Raw genomic sequence first — 21175 nt, 5'->3', positions numbered from 1 at the left:
AACTGTCAAATAAAAGGACAATCAGGTGCTTTCTTTAGCATTCCCAACCAGCCCAAAATTTCTCTAAGGCTAAATAAAGCTCAACATTTGGAAATATAAGCTTGGGTTAAAGGTTATTGGTCTTTCCAGACGCGATAAATCGCGTCTCTACATCTGGGTTTTGTTGCTCATTCTGAACTGTATAGACGCTGCGCTATCTGCTTTTCGGTCAGAATACCCAGATGAATGGTGACTTCTGTATTAGACGAATGGCACAAATGCAAAATTCGCCCTCATCCCCCAACCCCTTCTCCCAATTTTGGGAGAAGGGGAGCCAATTTCAAAGTCCCTCTCCCAAGCTTGGGAGAGGGATTTAGGGTGAAAGCTCATTGATTCATACAAGAAGTCTAAAGATCAAAGCATAATCAAACCTAGCCGCACACCCACAGCAACAGCCTCGGTGCGGCTGGAGACACTGAGCTTTTGAAAAATGGATGAAAGATGAAATTTGACGGTATGCTCAGAAATATGTAAACGTTTTGCGATCGCTTTATTTCCCAATCCTGAGCCAAGCATTCCTAAAACCTCTATCTCGCGTGGTGTCAAGCTTTGTACGGGATTCGTTACCACTTTTTCGCGGATAGACAGTAATTCTACAGCATCCGGGTGCAGCACCAGTAAACCAAAAGCGATCGCTTCCACAGCCGCAACAATTTCTGACTCTGTTGTACTATTACTGGGCAATATCCCCCGGATACCAGAACGTAACGCCGTCTCTAAGTCGATGCTGTCGAGTTCTTCAACAATGACGATTATTCCTAATGGATATTGCTGTTCTTGAATAACCAGCAATTTTTCCCACACCGCTTGTTGAAAATTACCGCTCAAATCTACCAGCACCACATCCGGCTGTAATTGCCCAACTTCACTTGCCAATACATCCAAATCGGATGCACTCCCCACAACCGTCAACCGAGGATTGGTAGTCACCACAGTTGATAACCCTGCTCGCACCACAGGGGAAGTAGCGACCACCATCACCCGGATCATGTCGCCTCCACAGCAGTTTTATCGGACTGCACGGCAACATAAATCACGAATTGCTGTCTACCGCGTAGGAGTTGTAGCGGCACAGATCCTTTACTTTCATGGAGATATTTGCTTAAGTCATTCATGCTAGTGAATAATCGCCCCGAAACTCCAATTAAAATATCGCCGATTTGTACACCAGCATTTTCTGCTGCACTGTTAGGTAGAATTGACAACACCAATAAACCCAAGCTACGCCTACTTAAAAGCACAGGTTGCAGTGTAACTCCCAGTTGCGGACGACTATTTCCCTGTAAAAAACGCTCAACGGTGTTGCTGGGAACTGCCACAGCCAAACCATTAACAATCATCGTATTAATTCCCACGACAAGACCTTGACAATCGGCAAGTGGCCCCCCAGAATTACCAGGATACAACTGCAAATCGGCCATAACTGCTCGTGGATTATTTGCATGGATAATTCCAGTTGTCACAGCCCCACTGTCAGCAAAGGGATTACCCACCGCTAAGACTAATTCACCCACGCGTAGCGCTTCAGAATTACCGATAGTTGCAGCAGTTAAATCAGTGGCAACAATTTTCAGGGCTGCTAAATCCTGCTGTGGATCGAATTGTGTACGCACCGCATCAAATATCCTTCCGTCTGCCAATTCCACAGTTGCGCGGTTGCTGGTTGCGACATGGGCATTAGTGATAATTAGTCCGTCAGGTTGCCAAATTACACCAGAACCGACTCCCAGAGAGCCGCTTTTTACTTTGACAGTGCGATCGCGTAGTTTAGCAGCTACCTCTGTCAATTCAGCAGCGATGTTAGTTAATGTTGTGTTTGCCATGTTATACAGTTTTTGAGCGTGTCAAAGTAAAATCAATCAAACGTTCGAGCAAAAAGGTGCAACTTCCGAGTTCAGAGGCTCAACGTTCGAGTAAAAAGGTGCAACTTCCGAGTTCAGAGGCTCAACGTTCGAGTAAAAAGGTGCAAGTTCCGAGTTCAAAGGCTCAACGTTCGAGTAAAAAGGTGCAAGTTCCGAGTTCAGAGGCTCAACGTTCGAGTAAAAAGGTGCAATTTCCGAGTTCAGAGGCTCAACGTTCGAGTAAAAAGGTCGAAGTTCCGAGTTCAGAGGCTCAACGTTCGAGTAAAAAGGTGCAAGTTCCGAGTTCAGAAGCTCAAATGAATAGAAAATTTAGATAAATCTTGACACAGCTAGTTGAACCTATCCCAAATTGGGATTATTCTTCTTTAATAGGTCGTTCGCCAACTGCGATCGCTAACTCAATTAACACTCCACCCCGGACAACTTGGACGTTGACAACTTTACCAATGCGATCGCTATTATTGAGCAGCGCTAACACATCACCTGTATCGCCCACAGTTACGCCATCGAACGTTACCAAAACATCGCCAAGCAGTATACCTGCATTGTCAGCAGGCCCCGCAGCCTCAACATTGACAACAATTACCCCAGTTGCCGAACTTAAATTGAGAGCAGTTTTCAGATTATTTGGTAAACGTACAGGTTGCATCCCCACACCCAAGTAGCCCTTAGAAATGCGTCCTTTTGCTACTAATTGGTCAACCACGCGATCGACAGTCGCAGTGGGAATTGTCAGAGCAGTACCACGCCGCCCCGATGTATTCATACCTACCACAAAACCAGCAGCATCTACGAGCGGCCCACCTGCAAAGCCAGAGTATAAGGTGATGTCTGGGCGGATAAATTGGTCAATATTCCCACCATTCATACTCCGCCAAGCACCGCTAACCACACTCACTGCACCCATAGCTGCCCTTAAGTCACCTTCGCCACCTCTTGCCAGTCCTAGTACCAGATGACCAACTTTGAGCGTTTTAGCATCGCCAACTTTGGCCACAGGTATTTCTGCATTTTCTAGTTTAAAAACAGCTATATCGGTGCTAGAGTCATGACCGACGAGTGTTACTGGTGCAGTGCTACCATTTGATAAGGTAATCGTGATATCGTCATAGCGCTGGAGGCACTCATCAGAGGTAACAATGATACCATTACGCCAGTGAATGCCACTTGGGGAAACACGAGTACCGCCATTTACCGCAACTACAGCACTTCCAGCTTGTTCTACGGTGTCAGCTAAACTGTTGGACAAAGCCAGTAATGAAGACATAAGATTTTTGTGCAAACGTTCTTAGATGTTCATATAGTGCCGTTTTATCAACACAGATGACATCGGAAAAATGGGGAGTAATTCACCCTAGAAAAATGGCTAGGATTTATATAAGCTCTTGGCGTTGCTGAATGTAGAGCTAATCTTACTGGCGCTAATTTGTGTAGTGCCAACTTGAGAGGTGCTAATTTGAGCGAGTAGGGAAGGGGTTGGGGGTTAGGTCTGTATTGAACTCAACTGAAAACCGCTATAAATTAAGCAACGCCCATTATAAGGTGGAATAGCCATGAAATGAAAGATAAACAAATTGCACACCCAATCAAGAGAAATCAACCTGCTCACACCATCTAGAGAATTACCTCTCTATGGCAAAAGAATTTTAGTAACAGCACCGAGAAATTATGCTTATAGGTTATCCGAACAAATCATCAAACAAGGTGGTTTACCTATTCTCATGCCTACTATCGAAACCTGCTATTTATCAAACTACACTCAGTTAGATGCCGCTTTAGCCGATATAAACAAATTTGATTGGATTCTCTTCACAAGTCGAAACGGAATCACAGCATTTTTTCAGCGTATAAATGATTTGAATATTCCTATATCTGTAGTAGAAAAATGTCACTTATGTGCATTAGGAAAAGATGCAGAAAGCTTATTGTCTTTTTGTGGCAAGGTAGATTTAATCCCAACAGAATCTAGCCCAGCCGGAATTGTAGCTGAATTAGCGAAAATTCCGCAAATTCACGAGAAAAAAGTGCTGATCCCGGCTCCAGAAGTTGTGGGTTTGTCTGAACCTGATGTTGTACCCAATTTGATTACGGATTTGCAGAAATTGGGTATAGAAGTAACTCGCGTACCCACATACATTACACAGGGTTTAGATAAAACTATCTATGGTATGGAATTAAACCTGATGCGTAAAGGAATTATTGATGTAATTGCCTTTAGTAGCACAGCGGAAGTAGAAAGCTTTTTGACAATGGTCAACTCGCAAAGCGATTACGAACATTGTGTTATTGCATGTTTTGGCCCTTATACAACTGCTAATGCCCAAAAGTTGGGTATGAATGTTGCTATCGTGGCTAGAGATTATAGTTCATTTGAGGGATTTGCTGAAGCGATCGCAACATTTTTTACTCTTACTTGCGATTAAAACTAAGCGTCTCAAGATGTAAAATAATCAACCAGATTTCACTCTAGACTAGCTGCACATAAACCCGTAGTATCGAAAATGGAGTTTATATTGAGTTAGGAATTTTTACATGGCAACTTACAAGGTTACATTACGTATCCCAGAAGGTGAAAACGCAGGTGAACACGTAATTGAAGTCCCTGATGATGAATATATCCTAGAGATCGCTAACGAGGAAAATGGGCTTGACTTGCCCTATTCCTGTAACGCTGGTTCTTGCTCTACCTGTACCGGGAAGCTAATTTCAGGTACAGTTGACCAATCAGATCAGAACTTCTTAGACAACGATCAAATTGACGAAGGATGGGTTCTTACCTGCGTTGCCAGGCCCACTTCTGATTGCGTTATCGAAACCCATCAAGAAGAAGCGCTTAACGCTTAAGAAGGGGTAAGGGTTAAGGGGATTAGTGTCATACTTAAGCCCTAACCCTTTTCAAATCTTGTTTCTCCGGCTGAAAATGCTGCTCATTGGGTTGCTGCCTCCGTTGCTGGCAGTAGAAGCCGTCCATTGTATGCGTTACTTTAAAAAAGGTGTAGAAATTAAGCTGCGATCGCAAATTGGTTTCGATGTGCAGCAACTTTTTGGTAATTTGCATTGTCTGAAAGATTAACCAAAACTTACAACCGTTCTAAGTCTGGATAAAAAAGGGGAAAGATAAGGGGACAGATGAGTTTGTTGTAGGTGCAGAATTATGGAATATCAGCCCTCACCCCAACCCTCTCCCTTGGGGAGAGGGAGTCAAGAAAAAGAGGAAGAAGAGAATAAATATCCACAAGATTTATCTTGTTCCCCTCTCCCAGAGGGAGAGGGGCTAGGGGTGAGGGCGGAAATTGCTAAATTAGCTGGTAGTAACCGACAAATTCCGAAAGTATTATTAGAACGCGCCCGCAAGTTAAGAAAACAACAAACGCCAGCAGAAGAAATATTATGGGAATATTTAAGAAATAGACGTTTGTTAAATACAAAATTTCCCAGACAACATAATATTGGTAGATATATCACTGATTTTTATTGTCACGAAAAATTACTAATTATTGAATTAGATGGTAGTATTCATGCAAATCAGCAGGCTGAAGATTTTATCAGAGAAAACTGGTTAAAATCTAATCACTTGACTGTGATTCGCTTTAGTAATGAGCAAATATTTAATGATATCGAGTTAGTTTTACATACAATTGCTCAAGCCCTCATCCTCTAACTCCTTATCCCCAAGGGAGCAGGGGAACTAAAATTTTGCAGGATCGGGAGAATTGAATTTATGGCAACAACAGCTTTAATTGTCGGTGCAGGTAATGGACTGAGCGCTTCTTTAGCTCGCCTATTTGCCAAAGAAGGATTCACCGTAGCTTTAGCGGCTCGCCAAATTGAAAAAATTACTCAATTGAGTAGTGAAATTGGCGCAGTTAGTTTCGCCGCTGATGCCTCAAAGCCAGATGAAGTAGAACAGTTATTTATTGATGTTGACAATAAAATCGGTTCCCCGAATATTGTCGTTTACAATCCCAGTTTCCGGGTGCGGGGGCCTCTTGTCGATCTAGACCCTGGTGAAGTGGCAAAAACCTTAGATGTCACTGCTTATGGTGGCTTTCTTGTGGCTCAAGCTGCTACCAAAAGGTTTTTACAACTTGGTGGTGGTGCTATATTTTTTACTGGAGCCTCAGCCAGTGTTAAGGGTTATCCTCTGTCCGCTCCCTTTGCAATGGGTAAATTTGCACTACGCGGTTTGGCTCAGAGTATTGCTAGAGAATTAGCACCAAAGAATATCCATGTGGCGCATTTCGTGATTGATGGAGCAATCAGATCCGCAGACCGCCAAGATCCAGTAGATAATCCTGATAGTACTCTTGACCCGGATGCGATCGCTCAAACTTATCTCAGTATTCTCCGCCAACCTCGCAGTGCTTGGACTTATGAAGTAGAACTACGTCCGTGGGTAGAGAACTTCTAACCTAAACAATTGTTACAAAAATAGTTTTGTAGGTATGAAAATTGATTTTGGTGCAACTGCTACTGATTACGCAAAACACCGCGCTGGTTTTCCCAGTTCATTATTTAACAAACTCTCTGAATATGGTATAGGTTTACCAGGGCAGAATATTGTTGACCTCGGCACCGGAACAGGAACACTAGCGCGGGGCTTTGCCGATAGAGGTGCTGATGTCATTGCCATAGATCCATCAGCCTCACTTTTAGAACAAGCGAGACTGTTAAGCGAAGCTGTCCAACTGAAAGTAGATTATCGAGTCGCAACTGCCGAGCATACCGAGTTACCAGACGCCAGTGCGGATGTGGTGACAGCTGGACAGTGTTGGCATTGGTTTGACCGTCCACTTGCTGTCCAGGAAATTACTCGTATATTGAGAGTAAATGGCTTGCTCGCGATCGCACATTTTGATTGGATACCCTTAAAAGGTAATGTAGTTCAAGCAACGGAACAACTGATCAAAGCTCATAATCCCGTGTGGAATTTGGACGGCGGTAATGGATTGTATCCTCTGTGGTTACAAGATATTGGCGAAGGAGGATTCCGAGAAATCCGCACATTTTCTTATGATGTATTTGTCTCTTATACACACGAAGATTGGCGGGGACGAATTCGGGCGAGTGCTGGTGTGGGAGCCAGTTTGACACCAGAAAAAGTAGAAGTATTTGACCAGGAATTGGCAACATTGCTCGAAACACAATATCCTACACCAATTCTTCAGGTTCACCATAGAGTTTGGGCTGCGATCGCAAAAGCACCACAATCTAATTCGTAATTCCTAATGGGCTTCGCCCCGCTACGCTAACGTAATTCGTAATTAAGAGATGTCTGTAACGCACTATTAATCTACAAAACAATCGCGCAATTTTAGGAAAATAACCATGATTGAACTTTACTATTGGGCAACTCCAAACGGTCATAAAATCACAATTTTCTTGGAAGAAGTCGGCTTACCATACACCATAATTCCTGTGAATATCGCGGCTGGGGATCAATTTAAGCCGGAATTTCTGAAGATATCTCCTAATAATCGTATGCCTGCGATCGTTGACCACGAGCCAGCAGATGGAGGTGCGCCAATTTCGGTATTTGAGTCTGGCGCAATCTTGCTATATTTGGCAGAAAAAACCGGGAAATTAATCCCCCAAGATTTACGAAATCGTACTCAAGTTTTAGAATGGTTGTTCTGGCAAATGGCAGGATTAGGGCCAATGGCGGGACAAAATCATCACTTTAGTACTTATGCTCCCGAAAAGATTGAATATGCCATTAACCGCTATGTAAATGAGACGGGACGCTTATATGCAGTGCTAAATAAGCAACTAGCAGATAAAGAATTTGTGGCTGGCGATTATTCCATCGCCGATATTGCTGCTTATCCCTGGATTGTGCCGCATGAACTCCAAAGTCAAAACTTAGAGGATTTTCCTCATGTTAAACGCTGGTTTGAGACAATAAAAGCGCGTCCAGCAACAATTCGCGCCTACGAAAAAGCCGAAGCATTCAAAACTGAAGCGCTCGATCCAAATAAGTTACGAGAATTGTTATTTAACCAGTCGGCGAAGACTATTCAGCCTTGAGCCATTTGAATTGTCTTATCGAACAGAATTCAGGAGTCAGGAGTCAGAATTCAGTTGGGTATTCTGTATGACACAACAACGTGCGGTAGTTGAGCGCAGTCGAAACTCAGTGTATTGCTGGTGGATAGCGCAGCGTTAGCGAGTTTTCAAGCGTCACGAGCGTCTTGATTCTGAGCGGAGGCGGAGCGTCTCCGGCTCCGCTCCTGAATTATGGCTTCTGAATTCTTCTTCAACAGTGTGGCGATCGCTAAGTGAGTGAGTAAGTTATACCAAACTTGTTGTGCTAAAGATGAGGAATCCTGGGCGCAACCAGTTAAAATACGGTAAGCCTTGCCAATTACCGTTGATTTATCCAAAACAAGGCTCAATTATTATTAATTGTTTGTATAATTGGAAACTCAAATAACTGCTTATGTCAGAACAATATCGTTTTGAAACCCTGCAAGTTCATGCTGGACAAGAGCCGGCTCCTGGAACGAATGCTCGTGCTGTACCAATTTACCAAACGACTTCCTACGTTTTTGACGACGCCGACCACGGAGCGCGGTTATTTGCTCTCCAGGAATTTGGCAACATTTACACCCGCATCATGAACCCGACGACGGATGTATTTGAAAAGCGGATTGCTGCCTTAGAAGGAGGTGTAGCAGCATTAGCAACCGCTAGTGGGCAAGCAGCGCAATTCTTGGCAATCAGCACCATCGCTCAGGCTGGGGATAATATTGTTTCCACTAGTTTTCTCTATGGTGGAACATATAACCAATTTAAAGTTTCCTTACCACGCTTAGGCATTAAAGTCAAGTTTGTTGAGGGAGATGACACAGAAAGTTTTCGTCAGGCGATCGACGATCGCACGAAAGCATTATACGTTGAAACCATTGGCAATCCTCAATTCAACATTCCCGACTTTGCCGCTTTAGCTCACATTGCCCACGAAAATGGCATTCCTTTAATTGTGGATAATACCTTCGGTGCTGGTGGGTATTTAGCTCGGCCAATTGAACATGGTGCAGATATAGTAGTGGAATCTGCAACTAAATGGATTGGTGGACATGGTACTTCCATCGGTGGCGTAATTGTCGATTCGGGTAAATTTGACTGGGGTAACGGCAAATTTCCTCTATTTACTGAGCCAGCACCCGGCTATCATGGGCTAAATTTCCAAGAAGTCTTTGGTCCCGGTGGTTCCTTTGGTAACATTGCCTTTATTATTCGCGCCAGAGTCGAGGGATTGCGAGATTTTGGCCCGTCCTTGAGTCCATTTAACGCCTTTCTGTTACTGCAAGGATTAGAAACTCTCTCTTTACGTGTAGATCGTCATGTGAGCAATGCCCTAGAATTGGCTCGGTGGTTAGAGCAACAAGAGCAAGTATTATGGGTTAATTATCCCGGACTTCTCAATCACCCACATCATGAACGGGCGAAAAAATATCTTCGGCATGGCTTTGGGGGAGTTTTAAACTTTGGCATCAAAGGTGGACTGGAGGTGGGTAAAGCTTTTATTAATCATGTGAAATTAGCGAGTCATTTAGCAAATGTTGGTGATGCGAAAACTCTCGTTATTCATCCTGCTTCCACAACCCATCAACAGCTAAGTAATGACGAACAGCTTTCAGCAGGTGTGACACCCGATTTGGTGCGAGTATCAGTGGGAATTGAACATATCGACGACATCAAAGAAGATTTTGAGCAGGCATTCCAGCAAGTTAGGAGTTAATAAATGGGGAATGGGAAATGGGGCATTGGGCATTGGTTATTAATTCTTCTCCCCCTGCTTCCCCTGCTCCCCCTGCTTCCCCTGCTCCCTCATCTCCCCACTCCTAGATATGATCTACTCAGACTTCATCTCACCGCAAACCCAGTTTTACCAACTGACGATGCCATTTCAATTAGAAGGCGGCGAAACATTAATTGGGGTTCAGGTTGCTTATCGCACCTGGGGACAGTTAAATGCTCAAGGCGATAATGGGGTACTAATTTGTCATGCCTTAACTGGTTCTGCTGATGCTGATGATTGGTGGGAACCTTTGTTTGGTTCGGGAAAAGCCTTCAATCCAGAACGCGACTTTATTGTATGCAGCAACATTTTGGGAAGTTGTTACGGCACAACTGGGCCAACTACTATCAACCCTATAACGGCAAACCATTATGGCGTATCCTTCCCTAAGATTACAATCCGAGATATGGTTCACCTGCAAGCTGCACTACTAGAATACCTGGGTGTTCAATCTCTGCGGTTAGTAATTGGTGGCTCACTCGGTGGGATGCAAGCACTGGAGTGGGCGTTGTTATATCCAGAAAAAGTGAAAGGAATTGTACCCATTGCTGTTTCTGGCAGACATTCAGCTTGGTGTATTGGATTAAGTGAAGCCCAAAGACAGGCAATTTATGCCGATCCAAACTGGCAAGGAGGGAACTACACTTTGGATGCGCCCCCAAACCAAGGATTGGCTGTGGCCCGAATGATGGCGATGTCTACTTACCGTTCTTGGGATAGTTTTACAATTCGCTTTGGACGCGAGTATGATACATCTGAGCAGTTTACTATAGCCAGTTACTTGCAGCATCAGGGTCAAAAGCTGACAGAACGGTTTGATGCTAATACTTACATTACCCTCACCCACGCAATGGATCGCCATGATGTTGCACGCGATCGCACCAGTCCTGATTTGTCAGATTATGAATATATTCTGCAAAGCATCCAGCAACCGACTTTAGTTGTCGCAATTGATTCTGACATCCTCTATCCTCCAGTAGAACAACAAGAATTGGCAAATTTAATCCCTAATGCTCAACTGGCATGGCTGAAGTCAACCCACGGACATGATGCATTTTTAATTGATATGGCTGTATTGAATGAATTGCTGATCTCTTTTCGGCAAAGTTTAGATTTCTCAGCTTCCTAACTCGATAATCTCATTTTGTAGTTTTGTAGGGTGTGTATCGCGTCAGCGTAACGCACCGTCAGTGCAGACCTAAGCTGGGTGGAGCGGAGCGCAACCCAACATATATCAGGATGTTGGCTTTGGCAAAGCCTCCACCCAACCTACATTTTTTTATAGAGTGGCGACAGTCGCGGGAGTTGAGGTTTTGCGACAGCGCCAACTAAAAGATAGTGTACCAGATTTGCGATGGACAGCAGTGCTGTAAAAACTCCAAGATAAATGGACGATTCAATCGCTGCATTTCTCCTCCAATTTACTGGATAACCCAGTGTTGAATGCTGCTCAACAATTGGGGGCGAATTCTAGCAGTTGCAGCAGGTGTAGGCGGTTTCCTTCTGGGAGCAGCGACGATGCTATTATTACGTCGCAGGACTAAGCCACGAACCGAAAGGATATAGCAAATAAAGTGGGAATAAGTACTTATCAGCCCAGTAAAAATATTAGTTTTCATCGCCGTCTCAAAGCAACCATAGTAGTTTTATTAGTTTGGGGTGGCGTGAGTTTGCTGCACTGGCTACCAGAAACACAATGGTTGATGCTGGGATTAACGGCAGTCCTGACTGTGCAAACATTACAGATGCTGCTATCAAAACCAGTGGCGGCAGTGATGGAGAGTGAGATTTATTTACCGCCAGTCTCGATTTTAGTTCCGGCTAAAAATGAAAGTTCAGTTTTGGCTAATCTAGTTTACAGCTTATGCCAATTGAATTATCCTAGCGATTCCCTAGATATCTGGATTGTTGATGATGGTAGTACCGATGAAACTCCCCAGATATTGAAGGAATTACAAACTCAATTCCCAGCTTTACAAGTTCATCGACGGGAATCAAAAGGTGGTAAATCAGGGGCATTGAATGCGGTGTTTCCCTTTACCCAAGGGGAGATTATTCTAGTCTGCGATGCAGATGCTCAATTAAGAGCCAATTTTCTCCAGCAAACAGTACCTCTGTTTCAGAAGCAAGCGATCGGTGCAGTGCAAGTGCGAAAATCGATTTCTAATGCTAATACCAACTTCTTAACCCGTTGTCAGCAGATGGAAATGTGCTGTGATAGCTTTTTACAAACCCATCGCATTGCTATTGGTGGAATGTCTGAACTACGGGGTAATGGGATGTTAGTTCGTCGGGAATTGTTAGAAAAGTGTCAAGGTTGGAATGAGAACACTGTCACCGATGATTTGGATCTTTGTTTCAAACTCTATTTAGCAGGTGCAGAAATTGAGTTTGTTACAGTTCCATCAATTCAGGAAGAAGGCGTAACTACCTGGGAAAAACTTTGGAATCAACGCTGTCGTTGGGCTGAAGGTGGCTATCAGCGTTACCTAGATTATTTCCCGCAAATTCTTACTTTAGGTTGGGCGAAACAAATTGATTTACTATTGTTTTTTCTCTTGCAATTTCTTCTGCCAATTGGACTAATCCCTGATTTACTTTGGACAATATTTTATAGCCATCATCCTGTTCTGTTTCTACTCCAGACACTACTCAGCATCATTCTGACTATTGCTTTTATTGCTGGACTTTACCAATTTCAAAATTTACGAGGATGGTCTTTAGTTTCGGCAACAATTCAAGGGTCATTATACATGATGCATTGGATTCCTGTGATGATTGTGACGACTTTAAAGATGTGTGTGCAAAGGGAGCGATCGCACTGGGTAAAAACTGAGCATCGTGGTGGAAGAAAGTATGATTGAAGAATCAGATAATCTTATAAAAAAACATAAGAAATACTTTATGTTAATTGGAGTAAGTAAACATCGAGAATATAGATGATACAAACAAGCGTCAGAATAATTTAAATAATCTATATTTAATGCTGATAAATTATTAAGCAGAGCAGGGTTTCCTCTTAAAATAAAGGTTATCAATGATCTTAATGGACGTTCTGAAAATAATCAAAATATCTAATTTTTTTAAATTTAAAGAAACCAAATGCAAAAAAAAATAAATATAAAATTTATTTTCAGTTTTATCAAGAACACAAATAAAATTTGCTGAGATTATCAAAATGGAGAATCATGTTAGTTTGTAGCACCTTAGATTCCTGATGGTGCGGCGCTTGGTGACAACACACCCTATTAAATTTCTTAACATAACTTGAAATATTAATGCCGACTTACTTACTGGAAGCAGAGGTTATTGGTAGGTTGATAATTATTCAAAGACAAGCGATCGCGCCATTTCCAATAAACTCCCAGTCTATAATGGCAATAAACTCCCATTTGAGAGTAACAGTATGCCTCTAAATGAACTGCTTCCTGCTGTTAGTCAACTATCACACCAAGACAAGTTACGCCTTATACATTTTCTATTGCGAGAGGTTGCTAGAGAAGATGGTTGCGAGTTAGAACCAACCGATGAACAAGATCGAGAAAACTTACTCCTAGAGCAACTAGCTTCTACTGAAGCAGTTGTCTGGTCTCCCTATGAGGCTTACGAAGCTGCTGAAACATTGTCTGAACTTATTAAGGCAGCAAAGCAGGAAGGAAATGCTTAATAGCAAAAAATTTCCTTTTATTGAGCGGAACAATAGTTTCGGTATACCAAGTACAATGCCCTATTTGCCATTAATGTTGACCTACAGAAACCGGTCTTTGGAAGTTATGGCATTACTGGATACAGGTGCAAGTGTCAATGTCTTACCTTATGAAATTGGTCTGCAATTAGGAGCAGTTTGGGAAGAGCAAAAAGTTCCAGTCCAGTTAAGCGGTAATCTGGCTCCAATGGAAGCACGCGGTTTAGTGCTATCAGCTACAATTGCCGAGTTTTCACCCGTTCTTTTGGTATTTGCTTGGACAAAATGCAGGGAAGTACCTCTGATACTTGGACATACAAATTTTTTTGCAGAGTTTGATGTATGTTTTTACCGCACAGATTTAGCTTTTGAACTACATCCAAGAAAATCATAGCGGTTAGAAAAAACAAACATCATGTTAGATTTGCTGATTCAAAACGGGTTAATTTTCGATGGCTTAGGTTCTCCACCTGTTCGCGGAGATATCGGCATTCAAGACGGCCGCATTGTCACCCTTGCACCCTCGTTAACTACCCCAGCGTGTGAAGTGGTTGATGCATCTGGGTTATGGGTGACACCTGGATTTATAGATATTCATACTCATTACGATTTAGAGTTAGAAATTGCACCAGGATTGAGTGAATCAGTGCGTCATGGCGTTACCAGCGTGGTTATTGGTAACTGTAGCTTGTCTGTTGCGATCGCAGAACCCCAAATCTTAGCTGATATTTTTCAGAGGGTAGAGACACTTTCCCATCGGCTGATTGCAAAATGGCTACAAAAGTCGGTTTCCTGGCAGACACCAGCAGAATATTTACAGCATTTGCAACAGTTACCCCTTGGCCCCAATGTTGCCCCAATGTTTGGACACAGTGCCTTACGCGCTCATGTAATGGGGTTAGAACGCAGCTTAACCGTTCAGCCGACAAAATTTGAACTAAAACTTATGCAGCGCATAGCCAGAGATGCAATAGATGCTGGCTTTATTGGCATTTCTATTGATATGTTTCCCTGGCATCGGATGAGTGGAGAATGGCAAGGCTGTACAATTCCTTCTCAACACGCTAAATTTAAAGAATATGCAATGTTAGCAGATTTGTGTCGGCGGTGCGATCGCGTTTTTCAAGTCACACCCAACATACAACGACTTACTTCCTTTGTAGAGATTCTGCGGATGGGTTCAGGGATTGGACAAAAACCACTGCGGCTAACAGTCCTCTCAGCCTTAGATGCCGTACATGATCGCAAACTATGGCGAATATTTTCCCCTCTACTTTTTATTTGGAATCGGCTTCTAAATGGGAATGTGCGCTTTCAAACCCTAACCGAACCCTTCACCATTTACTCTGATGGATCTGTGACTCCCTTATTTGAAGAATTCTCCACAGGCGCACAACTCAATGGCTGTCAGTCACCAGAAGAAAGACAACAACTATGGGCATCGGAAATATTTCGTCGTCAGTTTCGTAAAGAATGGCTGAGTAAACGACATAAATCATTCCATCGCCAGTTAGATTTGATGGAAGTTATTCATTGTCCTGAAGCAAGTTGGCAAGGCTTAAGTTTTGCCCAAATTGCTCGTCAAAAGCAACAAGAACCAGTAGATTTATTTATCCACGCATTACAAAAATACGATACAGACTTACGCTGGATGGCGACAGGAGCAAACGATCGCCTAAAACCCCGTTTAGCCATGATGCAGCATCCTCATATTTTGCCTGGTTTTACTGATGCTGGCGCTCACGTGCGTAACCTGGGCTACTATGATGGAGCTTTGTCTTTGCTCAAACAAGCAGTTACAACGAAGTTCCTTTCACCAGAAGCTGCGATTTGCCGCGTTACCGGAGAACCTGCTTGTTGGTTTGGTCTTGATACGGGAGTTATCAAAGTTGGTGCGAAAGCGGATATAGTTTTACTCGATCCCAATGCTTTAAATCAGCCAATTAGCCCGCAAGTGCAGATATCAGATCCCGTTTTAGATGGTGAACCTCGGATGGTTAAGCGTGGTTCGGATGAGATTGTGCAAGGGGTTTATATTAATGGGGTTCGGGTTGTTTGTCGGGGTGAAGTGAGCGATCGCTTGGGGCGTGAAAAATTGGGAAGTGTTTTGTTTCCTGCTTGAATTATTTTACGCAGAGACGCAAAGATGAGGTTTGAGAGTTTAGGATTGAATTGCTTTTATCCCACATCAGCAATAACTTGCCCAATATCTTGAGGAGTTGCACCTGTTGCTAACATTGCCCGAATCAACAATTCAATTGATACTGAAGCATCGCCATTTTCAGCTTTAGCAATTCGAGGTTGGCTGGAACTAATCTTAGCAGCAAGTTCACTTTGAGTCATCAATTTTTGCCGACGCTCCTTCAAGTTTTGGCTGAGAGCTAGCTTAATTTCAACAAGGATAGTTTCTTCGGGTGTTAACTCCAAAAAATCTGAAACTGTGCCAATTTTCCAGCCTTTAGATTCCAAACGTTCTTTCTTAGCTTGATCCATTGCATTACTCCTGTTGATCCGTATCATATTTGCTCAGGCGCTTTTTGCAAACCTCAATTACTTTCTTGGATGTTGTTCTCGTTGTTTTATTAAAGACTTCAACAATCAAGATTGCATCGTCATCAATTCGATAAATAATCCTCCAGTTTTTATCTGCATCTCGAATACGTAATTCATGACAGTGAATTCCTATACTTGACATAGGGCGCGAATGTGGCAACCCAAGAGATTCACCTTCCTGTAATTGTCTGAGCAGAACACCCGCTTCGATGCGTGCTTCTTGACTGAAAGGTGGGGTTTTAACTTCACCATGCAGCCAAACTAAAGGCTTACTTTGATCTCCCATACTGTATTTATATCATATCTGATATATCAATATAATATACTTATGAAAAGGAACTTATATTAATAGGATTCAGGTTGTTTGCGCGGGTAAGGTGAGCGATCGCTTGGGGCGTGAAAAGTTGGGAAGTGTTTTGTTTTCTGGGTGAATTAGACATCTCCGGAAAAGATTTAGTTACCTTAAATTTACATACAGATATTACGGAAATTAAGCCTCTCTCCGCTTCGGGGAGAGGTTTGGAGATGGGTCTTAATTGATTTTCACTTAAAATGTTTGTAATCCTTCGCCTAGCTAAATTGGTTAGTGTGATATACAGAAAATTTCCGTATATTCTTGAAACATTCTTATGAGCCAATAACCTTAAAGACTGCCAACTTTGACTGGGAAAGCTATCCTAGAGAAAATAATCGCAAAACTCAAAGCATGACTGAGCAGGAACTAGAACAGGAAAATCTTGTAAAGCAACAGAGGTTTTGCTCATGGTGTGGCTTAAGCCTTGTACCCTTAAGTAGTAATGTAAGTTGCTATGTCTCAAGAAGCTGTACAGAGTGTGGCAAAACTATCTACACTCCACCAACACCAGCAGAAAATGGACAAGGTTTAGTTGTCAATGCGGGAGAATCTCTTCATGTTCTAATGGAGCCTTTTTCACTTAGCCCTAGACGAAGAGGGTTCTTTACTAGAAATGGTCTTTTACTAACAGTCAGAATGCTTTTAGCGGCGGTTGAGCCAAAATCAGAAGCAGAATTAGAAACTTTACTAAAGTTTTATAAAGATAAAGCAGAACTCTTTCTCAAAAACAGTCCTTTATTAGATGGAGTAGATTGGGATGATGAAAACCATGCAGATGAAATTTGTATTCGTCTGACTCAAGATAAAGATCGAAGAGAGTTTTTTGCTTTTAAAATGTTTGTACTATCCCAGATTGCAGACCAGGCTATTATAGAAAACAATGTTCGTCAAACAGCATGGGCAATGTACCACATCACTATGGCGCATTGCTTTTTTGAAATGGGAGATTTTGATTTTGAGGAAACTTTGTGGCAAGGACATCAGGCACACGTTTTTTTAGCCAAAGTGCAAGACGCATCTGTGCAAACGCCAGCCCAAGCTCAAGCAATTGAAAAACTGCAACCATTATTTGAGAGACAAACTGAAGTAACTTTGCATACTTGGGTTGAAGATGAAAAGCCAATCGGGGAGCGTATTGGGATCTATGGACTACCAGAAGAAACTCTAAGAGCAATGGCGAAGTATCATCTCAATCAGTTTGAGCGTAAAAGACAAGAAGCACTGCAAGCAAAGGAGTATAAAAGAAAAGAGGAAGAAGCCAGACGGCAAGAGCGAATCGTTTGGAATCCAGTTTTGATCGCTTGCATAAGTCTAGCCACTGCAATTCTTGTATCTCTGGTAAATAAGTTTATACCTCCTCATTAAAACTGCAAAGGTTATCTGCTGCTAGTGCGTTTAACCCTTATCTGTAGAGCAATGCCTACGGCCATCGCTGCGATCGCTTTATTCAGCAATTGTGCCTCACCGATAATCACTTCTCAATAACTTGTAAAATTTAAATAGCAAAAAATTTCTTTATGCTTATTTTTATGAATGTAAAACTTCAGACCGACGAAGATAATTTACAGGAAAGCACTAGTATAAATATAAAGAAAGAAACAGAAAACGAAAAAGTTCTATGTTCTCATTGTCAGCGCACTGCTACGAACGGTATTAAATGTAAAGGTATTTGTGTAGCTGACAATGACTATTAACGTATAAATTCTATTACTCGCTGGTAAGTATGATTGTTTTAGTTTATCTGGGAGGCTAAAACCATCAATAGTATAAATTAAGGGGATAGTTTGGATCAAAAGGAATCATAAGTTGCCGTGAAGGAAAGCATCTACATTGAAACCAGCATTTTAGGTCACTTGACCGCCAGAGCAACAGACAACCTCATTCTTGCTGCCAACATCAAGATCACACAAGACTGGTGGAATGAAAATCGTAGTTTATTCATTCTCTATGCTTCAGAAATTGTTGAGGATGAAGCAGCTAAGGGAGATCCAGCGATCGCATCTCAAAGGTTGAGTATGTTACAATCCTTGATGATTAAATCCAGCGCAAGTTATCACAAATTAGCTCTGAACTTGGATATGTTTTACCAGTTATTTGTACAACTTATGAATTCATAGGATATAATCAGGAAACTTAATCATGTACAAAAACGAAATAGTTGAAGAAATTCACAAGTACAGAGAAGATTACGCTCAATCATTTCAATATGATTTGCAAGCTATATTTAACGATTTACAAAGAAAACAAACGGAACACAAAGATAGACTGGTAAGACTCCCAATCAAGCGGGGGTATAACAAATCACTGAATCAAAATGCAAGCTAGATCATCCTTATTAATGTAGGCAGCAGACTCAATAAATCAGTCTTGATTGTCATCCGCTTTTGAAGACAGTAGTCTTGAACCTTTGTTTGTAAGGCGACAATCCCATACGATATCTGAGGAAACTCACATCTTTTCATGAGTGAGATCAACTATAATCCTAAACAAAAGGTAAGAAATCGAATTAATCATCAAATTCTGGATCATCCTTTTACAGACTATTGGGATATTTTTATTCTTAAACATCAACATCCAATTAATATTACTCTACACATTCTAGGAATATTCTTTTTTTATACTTTACTTTTTTATACTTGGAAGTTGCAAAACTTTTGGTTGCTCTTGGGCTTACCGATAACTCAATTGGTGGGATTAACCGGACATTTTTTATTTGAGCGTAGCCATATTGATTTACAAGATGCTGTATTTTCTTGGCGGGCTTCTTATTGTTTAGGTAAAATGTTATTTAGAATTTTAACGGGTAAATATCAAGATGATATTCGCCAACGACAAGAAATATTAAATAATTATCTATCAAACAATTATGCAAATATTCAATAACTGGAATGTAATTGCTAAGGGTTGGTATATTGCCTGTCATAGCCATGAAATTCCTAAAAAAACAGCAAAATCTGTAGAAGTATGCGGTCATAAAATTGCCATTTTTAGAGGTGAAGATGGGCAAATACGGGCTTTGGATGCTTACTGCCCTCATTTAGGAACAGATTTAGGAATTGGGAAGGTTGATGGTAATTGGATTCGTTGTACATTTCATCATTGGGCATTTGATGAAACAGGGCTTTGTCAAAATATTCCCTGTCAATCAGAAATTCCTGCTCAAGCTAAGTTACAAGCTTATGCAACAGAGGAAAAGTATGGATTTATCTGGATTTATCCAGATGCTAAAGCACCAGAGGGAGTGGCTGATTTTGATGAATTGAAGGGAAAAGAAATTGTTGCACAAGCTGATATTGCATTTGAAAGAAGTTGTCATCATCATATTTGTATGATGAATGGGATTGATGCTCAACATTTAAAAACAATTCATCATTTAGATATCAAAATAGATTTGTCGCTACATCGCAGCGAATTAGGGACACAAATAGACTTTACAATGCGAGGAAAATTCCCTCAAACTACTTGGAGAGAAAAGTTAGGTCAAAAATTTCTTGGTTCTACATATCAGTATTCAATGCGTTATGCTCATGGTTGCATTGGCTTGTTAACAATGATGAAAGATGTTAGGCTTTTTCCGCCACTGTATATGATATATGCTTATACTCCAATTGCACCTGGAAGAACGAGAATTCAACCGATTTATGTAACTGAAAAACGTCAAGGTATTATAGGGTATCTGCTTAATCAGTTTTTGCTATTCTGTACTCGCTTGGCTTACTATATGCTTAGAGATGAAGATGGCAAAATTTACGATAATATTCGCTTTAATCCAAAGTTACTCCTTAGTATTGATCAGCCATTAGCTGAATATATGAAGTATGTGAATCAGCTAGAACTGTCTCGATGGTCAAAAAATAGGGGTGTAGAATAGTAGGTTGGATTAGCGATCGCGTAACGCAACAAAAGCTTTGGTAATGTTGCGTTTTGTTTCTTAATCTAAATACATCTTAATTATTTTGTAGAGTAGGCGATTTCCATCAACTCTATATTGAGAAGGTGCAAGATGTGAATACGGAATTGTAGCGTAAATAACCATTCTGGAATCTGTCACATTACACCGTAAATTTACCATAATGGTCGATAAAGTTTTAATTAAATATAATACAAATCGAGTTTAGGTAATTTCCGCGCAATGAAGAGTTTGCTGATTCCTGTTGAAAATTTGCAACAAAGCGATCGCATCGCCATGTATGCGTTGCTGCAAAATCACTTCCAAGGCATAACCTGGGATGGGTTTCTAGTCGATCTAGAGCGCAAAAACTGGGTTTTGTTGTTGAGAGATGAAACATCCAACGCACTCAAAGGATTTTCAACTTTGATGTTATGCCAAAAGACTTTTTTGGGAGAACAAATTAGTGTGGTGTATTCAGGCGACACTATTGTTGATCCTAGTGCTTGGTCGAGTACAACACTACCACGTAGTTGGATTGCTGCCATCAATTTTCTGCGTCAACACTATGCAGAAAAGAAACTTTACTGGCTGCTAATTTGCTCTGGTTTTCGCACTTATCGTTTTCTCCCTACTTTTTGGCAAGATTTCTATCCACGTTATGATGTTACAACACCTGCGGATGTTAAAAATCTAATGGGGAATTTAGCACGCGAATACTATGGTAGTTTGTACCAAGAAGCAACTGGTATCGTCCATTTTCAGCATCCCCAAATTCTTCGTGAGGGTTTGATTGAAATCCCCCCAGGAAGACAGACTAATCCCCATATCCAGTTTTTTGAAGAAAAAAACCCAGGTTATCGATTCGGGGATGAATTAGTTTGTTTAACTGAAATTAACTATGACAATCTCACTCGTGCTGGAAAACGGATGTGGGAGTCAGAATCATCGTTAAAATTTGTGCAAGATTGTGTTCTTGTTTAACTTT

General features: G+C 41.6%; 25 protein-coding genes and 1 pseudogene. 20 read left to right on the top strand and 6 right to left on the bottom strand.

The features are described 5' to 3' along the window. Positions 1–393 precede the first annotated feature (393 nt). Both V7K44_RS08720 and V7K44_RS08715 read right to left on the bottom strand, forming a co-directional pair. On the bottom strand, positions 394–1029 hold the full coding sequence (locus tag V7K44_RS08720; protein WP_334930568.1) for a response regulator transcription factor: 636 nt from the start codon (positions 1027–1029) through the stop codon (positions 394–396). After that, positions 1026–1862, bottom strand: coding sequence for a S1C family serine protease (locus V7K44_RS08715; protein ID WP_334930566.1), 837 nt, complete (start codon positions 1860–1862; stop codon positions 1026–1028). The genes V7K44_RS08720 and V7K44_RS08715 overlap by 4 nt, the downstream gene beginning before the upstream one ends. A 56-nt stretch (positions 1863–1918) precedes the next feature. Between V7K44_RS08715 and V7K44_RS08710 the strand changes: the two genes are divergently transcribed. After that, positions 1919–2218: a hypothetical protein gene (locus V7K44_RS08710; RefSeq protein WP_334930564.1), complete on the top strand. Its 300-nt coding sequence runs from the start codon at positions 1919–1921 to the stop codon at positions 2216–2218. A 38-nt stretch (positions 2219–2256) separates the two neighbouring features. Here V7K44_RS08710 and V7K44_RS08705 read toward each other — a convergent pair whose 3' ends face one another. Further along, a complete protein-coding gene (locus V7K44_RS08705) occupies positions 2257–3168 on the bottom strand; it encodes a S1C family serine protease (RefSeq protein WP_334930562.1) in 912 nt (303 codons plus the stop codon). 138 nt (positions 3169–3306) lie between these two features. Between V7K44_RS08705 and V7K44_RS33145 the strand changes: the two are divergent. The 8 genes and pseudogenes from V7K44_RS33145 to V7K44_RS08670 all read left to right on the top strand — a co-directional run. Next, positions 3307–3369, top strand: a pseudogene (locus tag V7K44_RS33145) (pentapeptide repeat-containing protein); the annotation flags it as partial. A 106-nt stretch (positions 3370–3475) separates the two neighbouring features. Beyond that, entirely contained in the window at positions 3476–4324 is an 849-nt protein-coding gene (locus V7K44_RS08700) for a uroporphyrinogen-III synthase (protein ID WP_334930561.1), read from the top strand. Positions 4325–4433: 109 nt separating this feature from the next. Continuing rightward, positions 4434–4745 (top strand): ferredoxin, encoded by a 312-nt coding sequence (locus tag V7K44_RS08695; RefSeq protein WP_334930559.1) that lies wholly within the window; start codon positions 4434–4436, stop codon positions 4743–4745. A gap of 25 nt (positions 4746–4770) precedes the next feature. Then, entirely contained in the window at positions 4771–4974 is a 204-nt protein-coding gene (locus V7K44_RS08690; protein ID WP_334930557.1) for a hypothetical protein, read from the top strand. 81 nt (positions 4975–5055) lie between these two features. Further along, positions 5056–5562, top strand: coding sequence for an endonuclease domain-containing protein (locus V7K44_RS08685; RefSeq protein ID WP_334930555.1), 507 nt, complete (start codon positions 5056–5058; stop codon positions 5560–5562). 60 nt (positions 5563–5622) lie between these two features. Continuing rightward, on the top strand, positions 5623–6312 hold the full coding sequence (locus V7K44_RS08680) for an SDR family NAD(P)-dependent oxidoreductase (RefSeq protein ID WP_334930553.1): 690 nt from the start codon (positions 5623–5625) through the stop codon (positions 6310–6312). A 34-nt stretch (positions 6313–6346) separates the two neighbouring features. Continuing rightward, positions 6347–7123, top strand: a complete 777-nt coding sequence (locus tag V7K44_RS08675) for a class I SAM-dependent methyltransferase (RefSeq protein WP_334930551.1) — start codon at positions 6347–6349, stop codon at positions 7121–7123. Positions 7124–7229: 106 nt separating this feature from the next. Beyond that, positions 7230–7928 (top strand): glutathione binding-like protein, encoded by a 699-nt coding sequence (locus tag V7K44_RS08670; protein ID WP_334930549.1) that lies wholly within the window; start codon positions 7230–7232, stop codon positions 7926–7928. Positions 7929–8074: 146 nt separating this feature from the next. Here V7K44_RS08670 and V7K44_RS08665 read toward each other — a convergent pair whose 3' ends face one another. Further along, a complete protein-coding gene (locus tag V7K44_RS08665) occupies positions 8075–8296 on the bottom strand; it encodes a hypothetical protein (protein ID WP_334930547.1) in 222 nt (73 codons plus the stop codon). 44 nt (positions 8297–8340) lie between these two features. Here V7K44_RS08665 and V7K44_RS08660 point away from each other — a divergent pair, with 44 nt between their 5' ends. From V7K44_RS08660 to V7K44_RS08635, 6 genes are all read left to right on the top strand, one after another. Then, positions 8341–9645 (top strand): O-acetylhomoserine aminocarboxypropyltransferase/cysteine synthase family protein, encoded by a 1305-nt coding sequence (locus tag V7K44_RS08660; RefSeq protein WP_334930545.1) that lies wholly within the window; start codon positions 8341–8343, stop codon positions 9643–9645. A gap of 109 nt (positions 9646–9754) precedes the next feature. Further along, positions 9755–10834 carry a homoserine O-acetyltransferase MetX gene (metX, locus tag V7K44_RS08655; RefSeq protein ID WP_334930543.1) on the top strand — a complete coding sequence of 360 codons (1080 nt, stop codon included), beginning with the start codon at positions 9755–9757 and terminating at the stop codon, positions 10832–10834. 445 nt (positions 10835–11279) lie between these two features. Next, positions 11280–12569, top strand: coding sequence for a glycosyltransferase (locus tag V7K44_RS08650; protein ID WP_334930541.1), 1290 nt, complete (start codon positions 11280–11282; stop codon positions 12567–12569). 542 nt (positions 12570–13111) lie between these two features. Then, positions 13112–13372 (top strand): hypothetical protein, encoded by a 261-nt coding sequence (locus V7K44_RS08645; RefSeq protein WP_334930539.1) that lies wholly within the window; start codon positions 13112–13114, stop codon positions 13370–13372. After that, positions 13365–13784 carry a retroviral-like aspartic protease gene (locus V7K44_RS08640; RefSeq protein ID WP_334930537.1) on the top strand — a complete coding sequence of 140 codons (420 nt, stop codon included), beginning with the start codon at positions 13365–13367 and terminating at the stop codon, positions 13782–13784. The genes V7K44_RS08645 and V7K44_RS08640 overlap by 8 nt, the downstream gene beginning before the upstream one ends. Before the next feature lie 21 nt (positions 13785–13805). Continuing rightward, a complete protein-coding gene (locus V7K44_RS08635; RefSeq protein WP_334930535.1) occupies positions 13806–15512 on the top strand; it encodes an N-acyl-D-amino-acid deacylase family protein in 1707 nt (568 codons plus the stop codon). A 56-nt stretch (positions 15513–15568) separates the two neighbouring features. On the opposite strand, the gene V7K44_RS08630 is transcribed toward V7K44_RS08635, so the two are convergent. Together V7K44_RS08630 and V7K44_RS08625 are read right to left on the bottom strand one after the other, a co-directional pair. Next, on the bottom strand, positions 15569–15883 hold the full coding sequence (locus V7K44_RS08630) for a helix-turn-helix domain-containing protein (RefSeq protein ID WP_334930533.1): 315 nt from the start codon (positions 15881–15883) through the stop codon (positions 15569–15571). Positions 15884–15887: 4 nt separating this feature from the next. Next, positions 15888–16229 (bottom strand): type II toxin-antitoxin system RelE/ParE family toxin, encoded by a 342-nt coding sequence (locus tag V7K44_RS08625; RefSeq protein ID WP_334930531.1) that lies wholly within the window; start codon positions 16227–16229, stop codon positions 15888–15890. 330 nt (positions 16230–16559) lie between these two features. Here V7K44_RS08625 and V7K44_RS08620 point away from each other — a divergent pair, with 330 nt between their 5' ends. The 5 genes from V7K44_RS08620 to V7K44_RS08600 all read left to right on the top strand — a co-directional run bounded on the left by V7K44_RS08620 (position 16560) and on the right by V7K44_RS08600 (position 21171). Then, on the top strand, positions 16560–17663 hold the full coding sequence (locus V7K44_RS08620; protein WP_334930529.1) for a hypothetical protein: 1104 nt from the start codon (positions 16560–16562) through the stop codon (positions 17661–17663). A gap of 446 nt (positions 17664–18109) precedes the next feature. Then, positions 18110–18415: a hypothetical protein gene (locus V7K44_RS08615; protein ID WP_334930527.1), complete on the top strand. Its 306-nt coding sequence runs from the start codon at positions 18110–18112 to the stop codon at positions 18413–18415. Positions 18416–18758: 343 nt separating this feature from the next. Continuing rightward, positions 18759–19181: an Mpo1-like protein gene (locus V7K44_RS08610; RefSeq protein ID WP_334930525.1), complete on the top strand. Its 423-nt coding sequence runs from the start codon at positions 18759–18761 to the stop codon at positions 19179–19181. Then, positions 19165–20169 carry an aromatic ring-hydroxylating dioxygenase subunit alpha gene (locus V7K44_RS08605; protein WP_334930523.1) on the top strand — a complete coding sequence of 335 codons (1005 nt, stop codon included), beginning with the start codon at positions 19165–19167 and terminating at the stop codon, positions 20167–20169. The genes V7K44_RS08610 and V7K44_RS08605 overlap by 17 nt, the downstream gene beginning before the upstream one ends. Before the next feature lie 261 nt (positions 20170–20430). Then, positions 20431–21171 carry a hypothetical protein gene (locus V7K44_RS08600; protein ID WP_334930521.1) on the top strand — a complete coding sequence of 247 codons (741 nt, stop codon included), beginning with the start codon at positions 20431–20433 and terminating at the stop codon, positions 21169–21171. Positions 21172–21175: the final 4 nt, after the last annotated feature.

The organism is Nostoc sp. (assembly GCF_036917235.1).
In the GTDB taxonomy this organism is placed as follows: domain Bacteria; phylum Cyanobacteriota; class Cyanobacteriia; order Cyanobacteriales; family Nostocaceae; genus Nostoc.
Note: the sequence above shows the minus strand (reverse complement) of the source record. Positions and strands in the feature narration are given on the sequence as shown.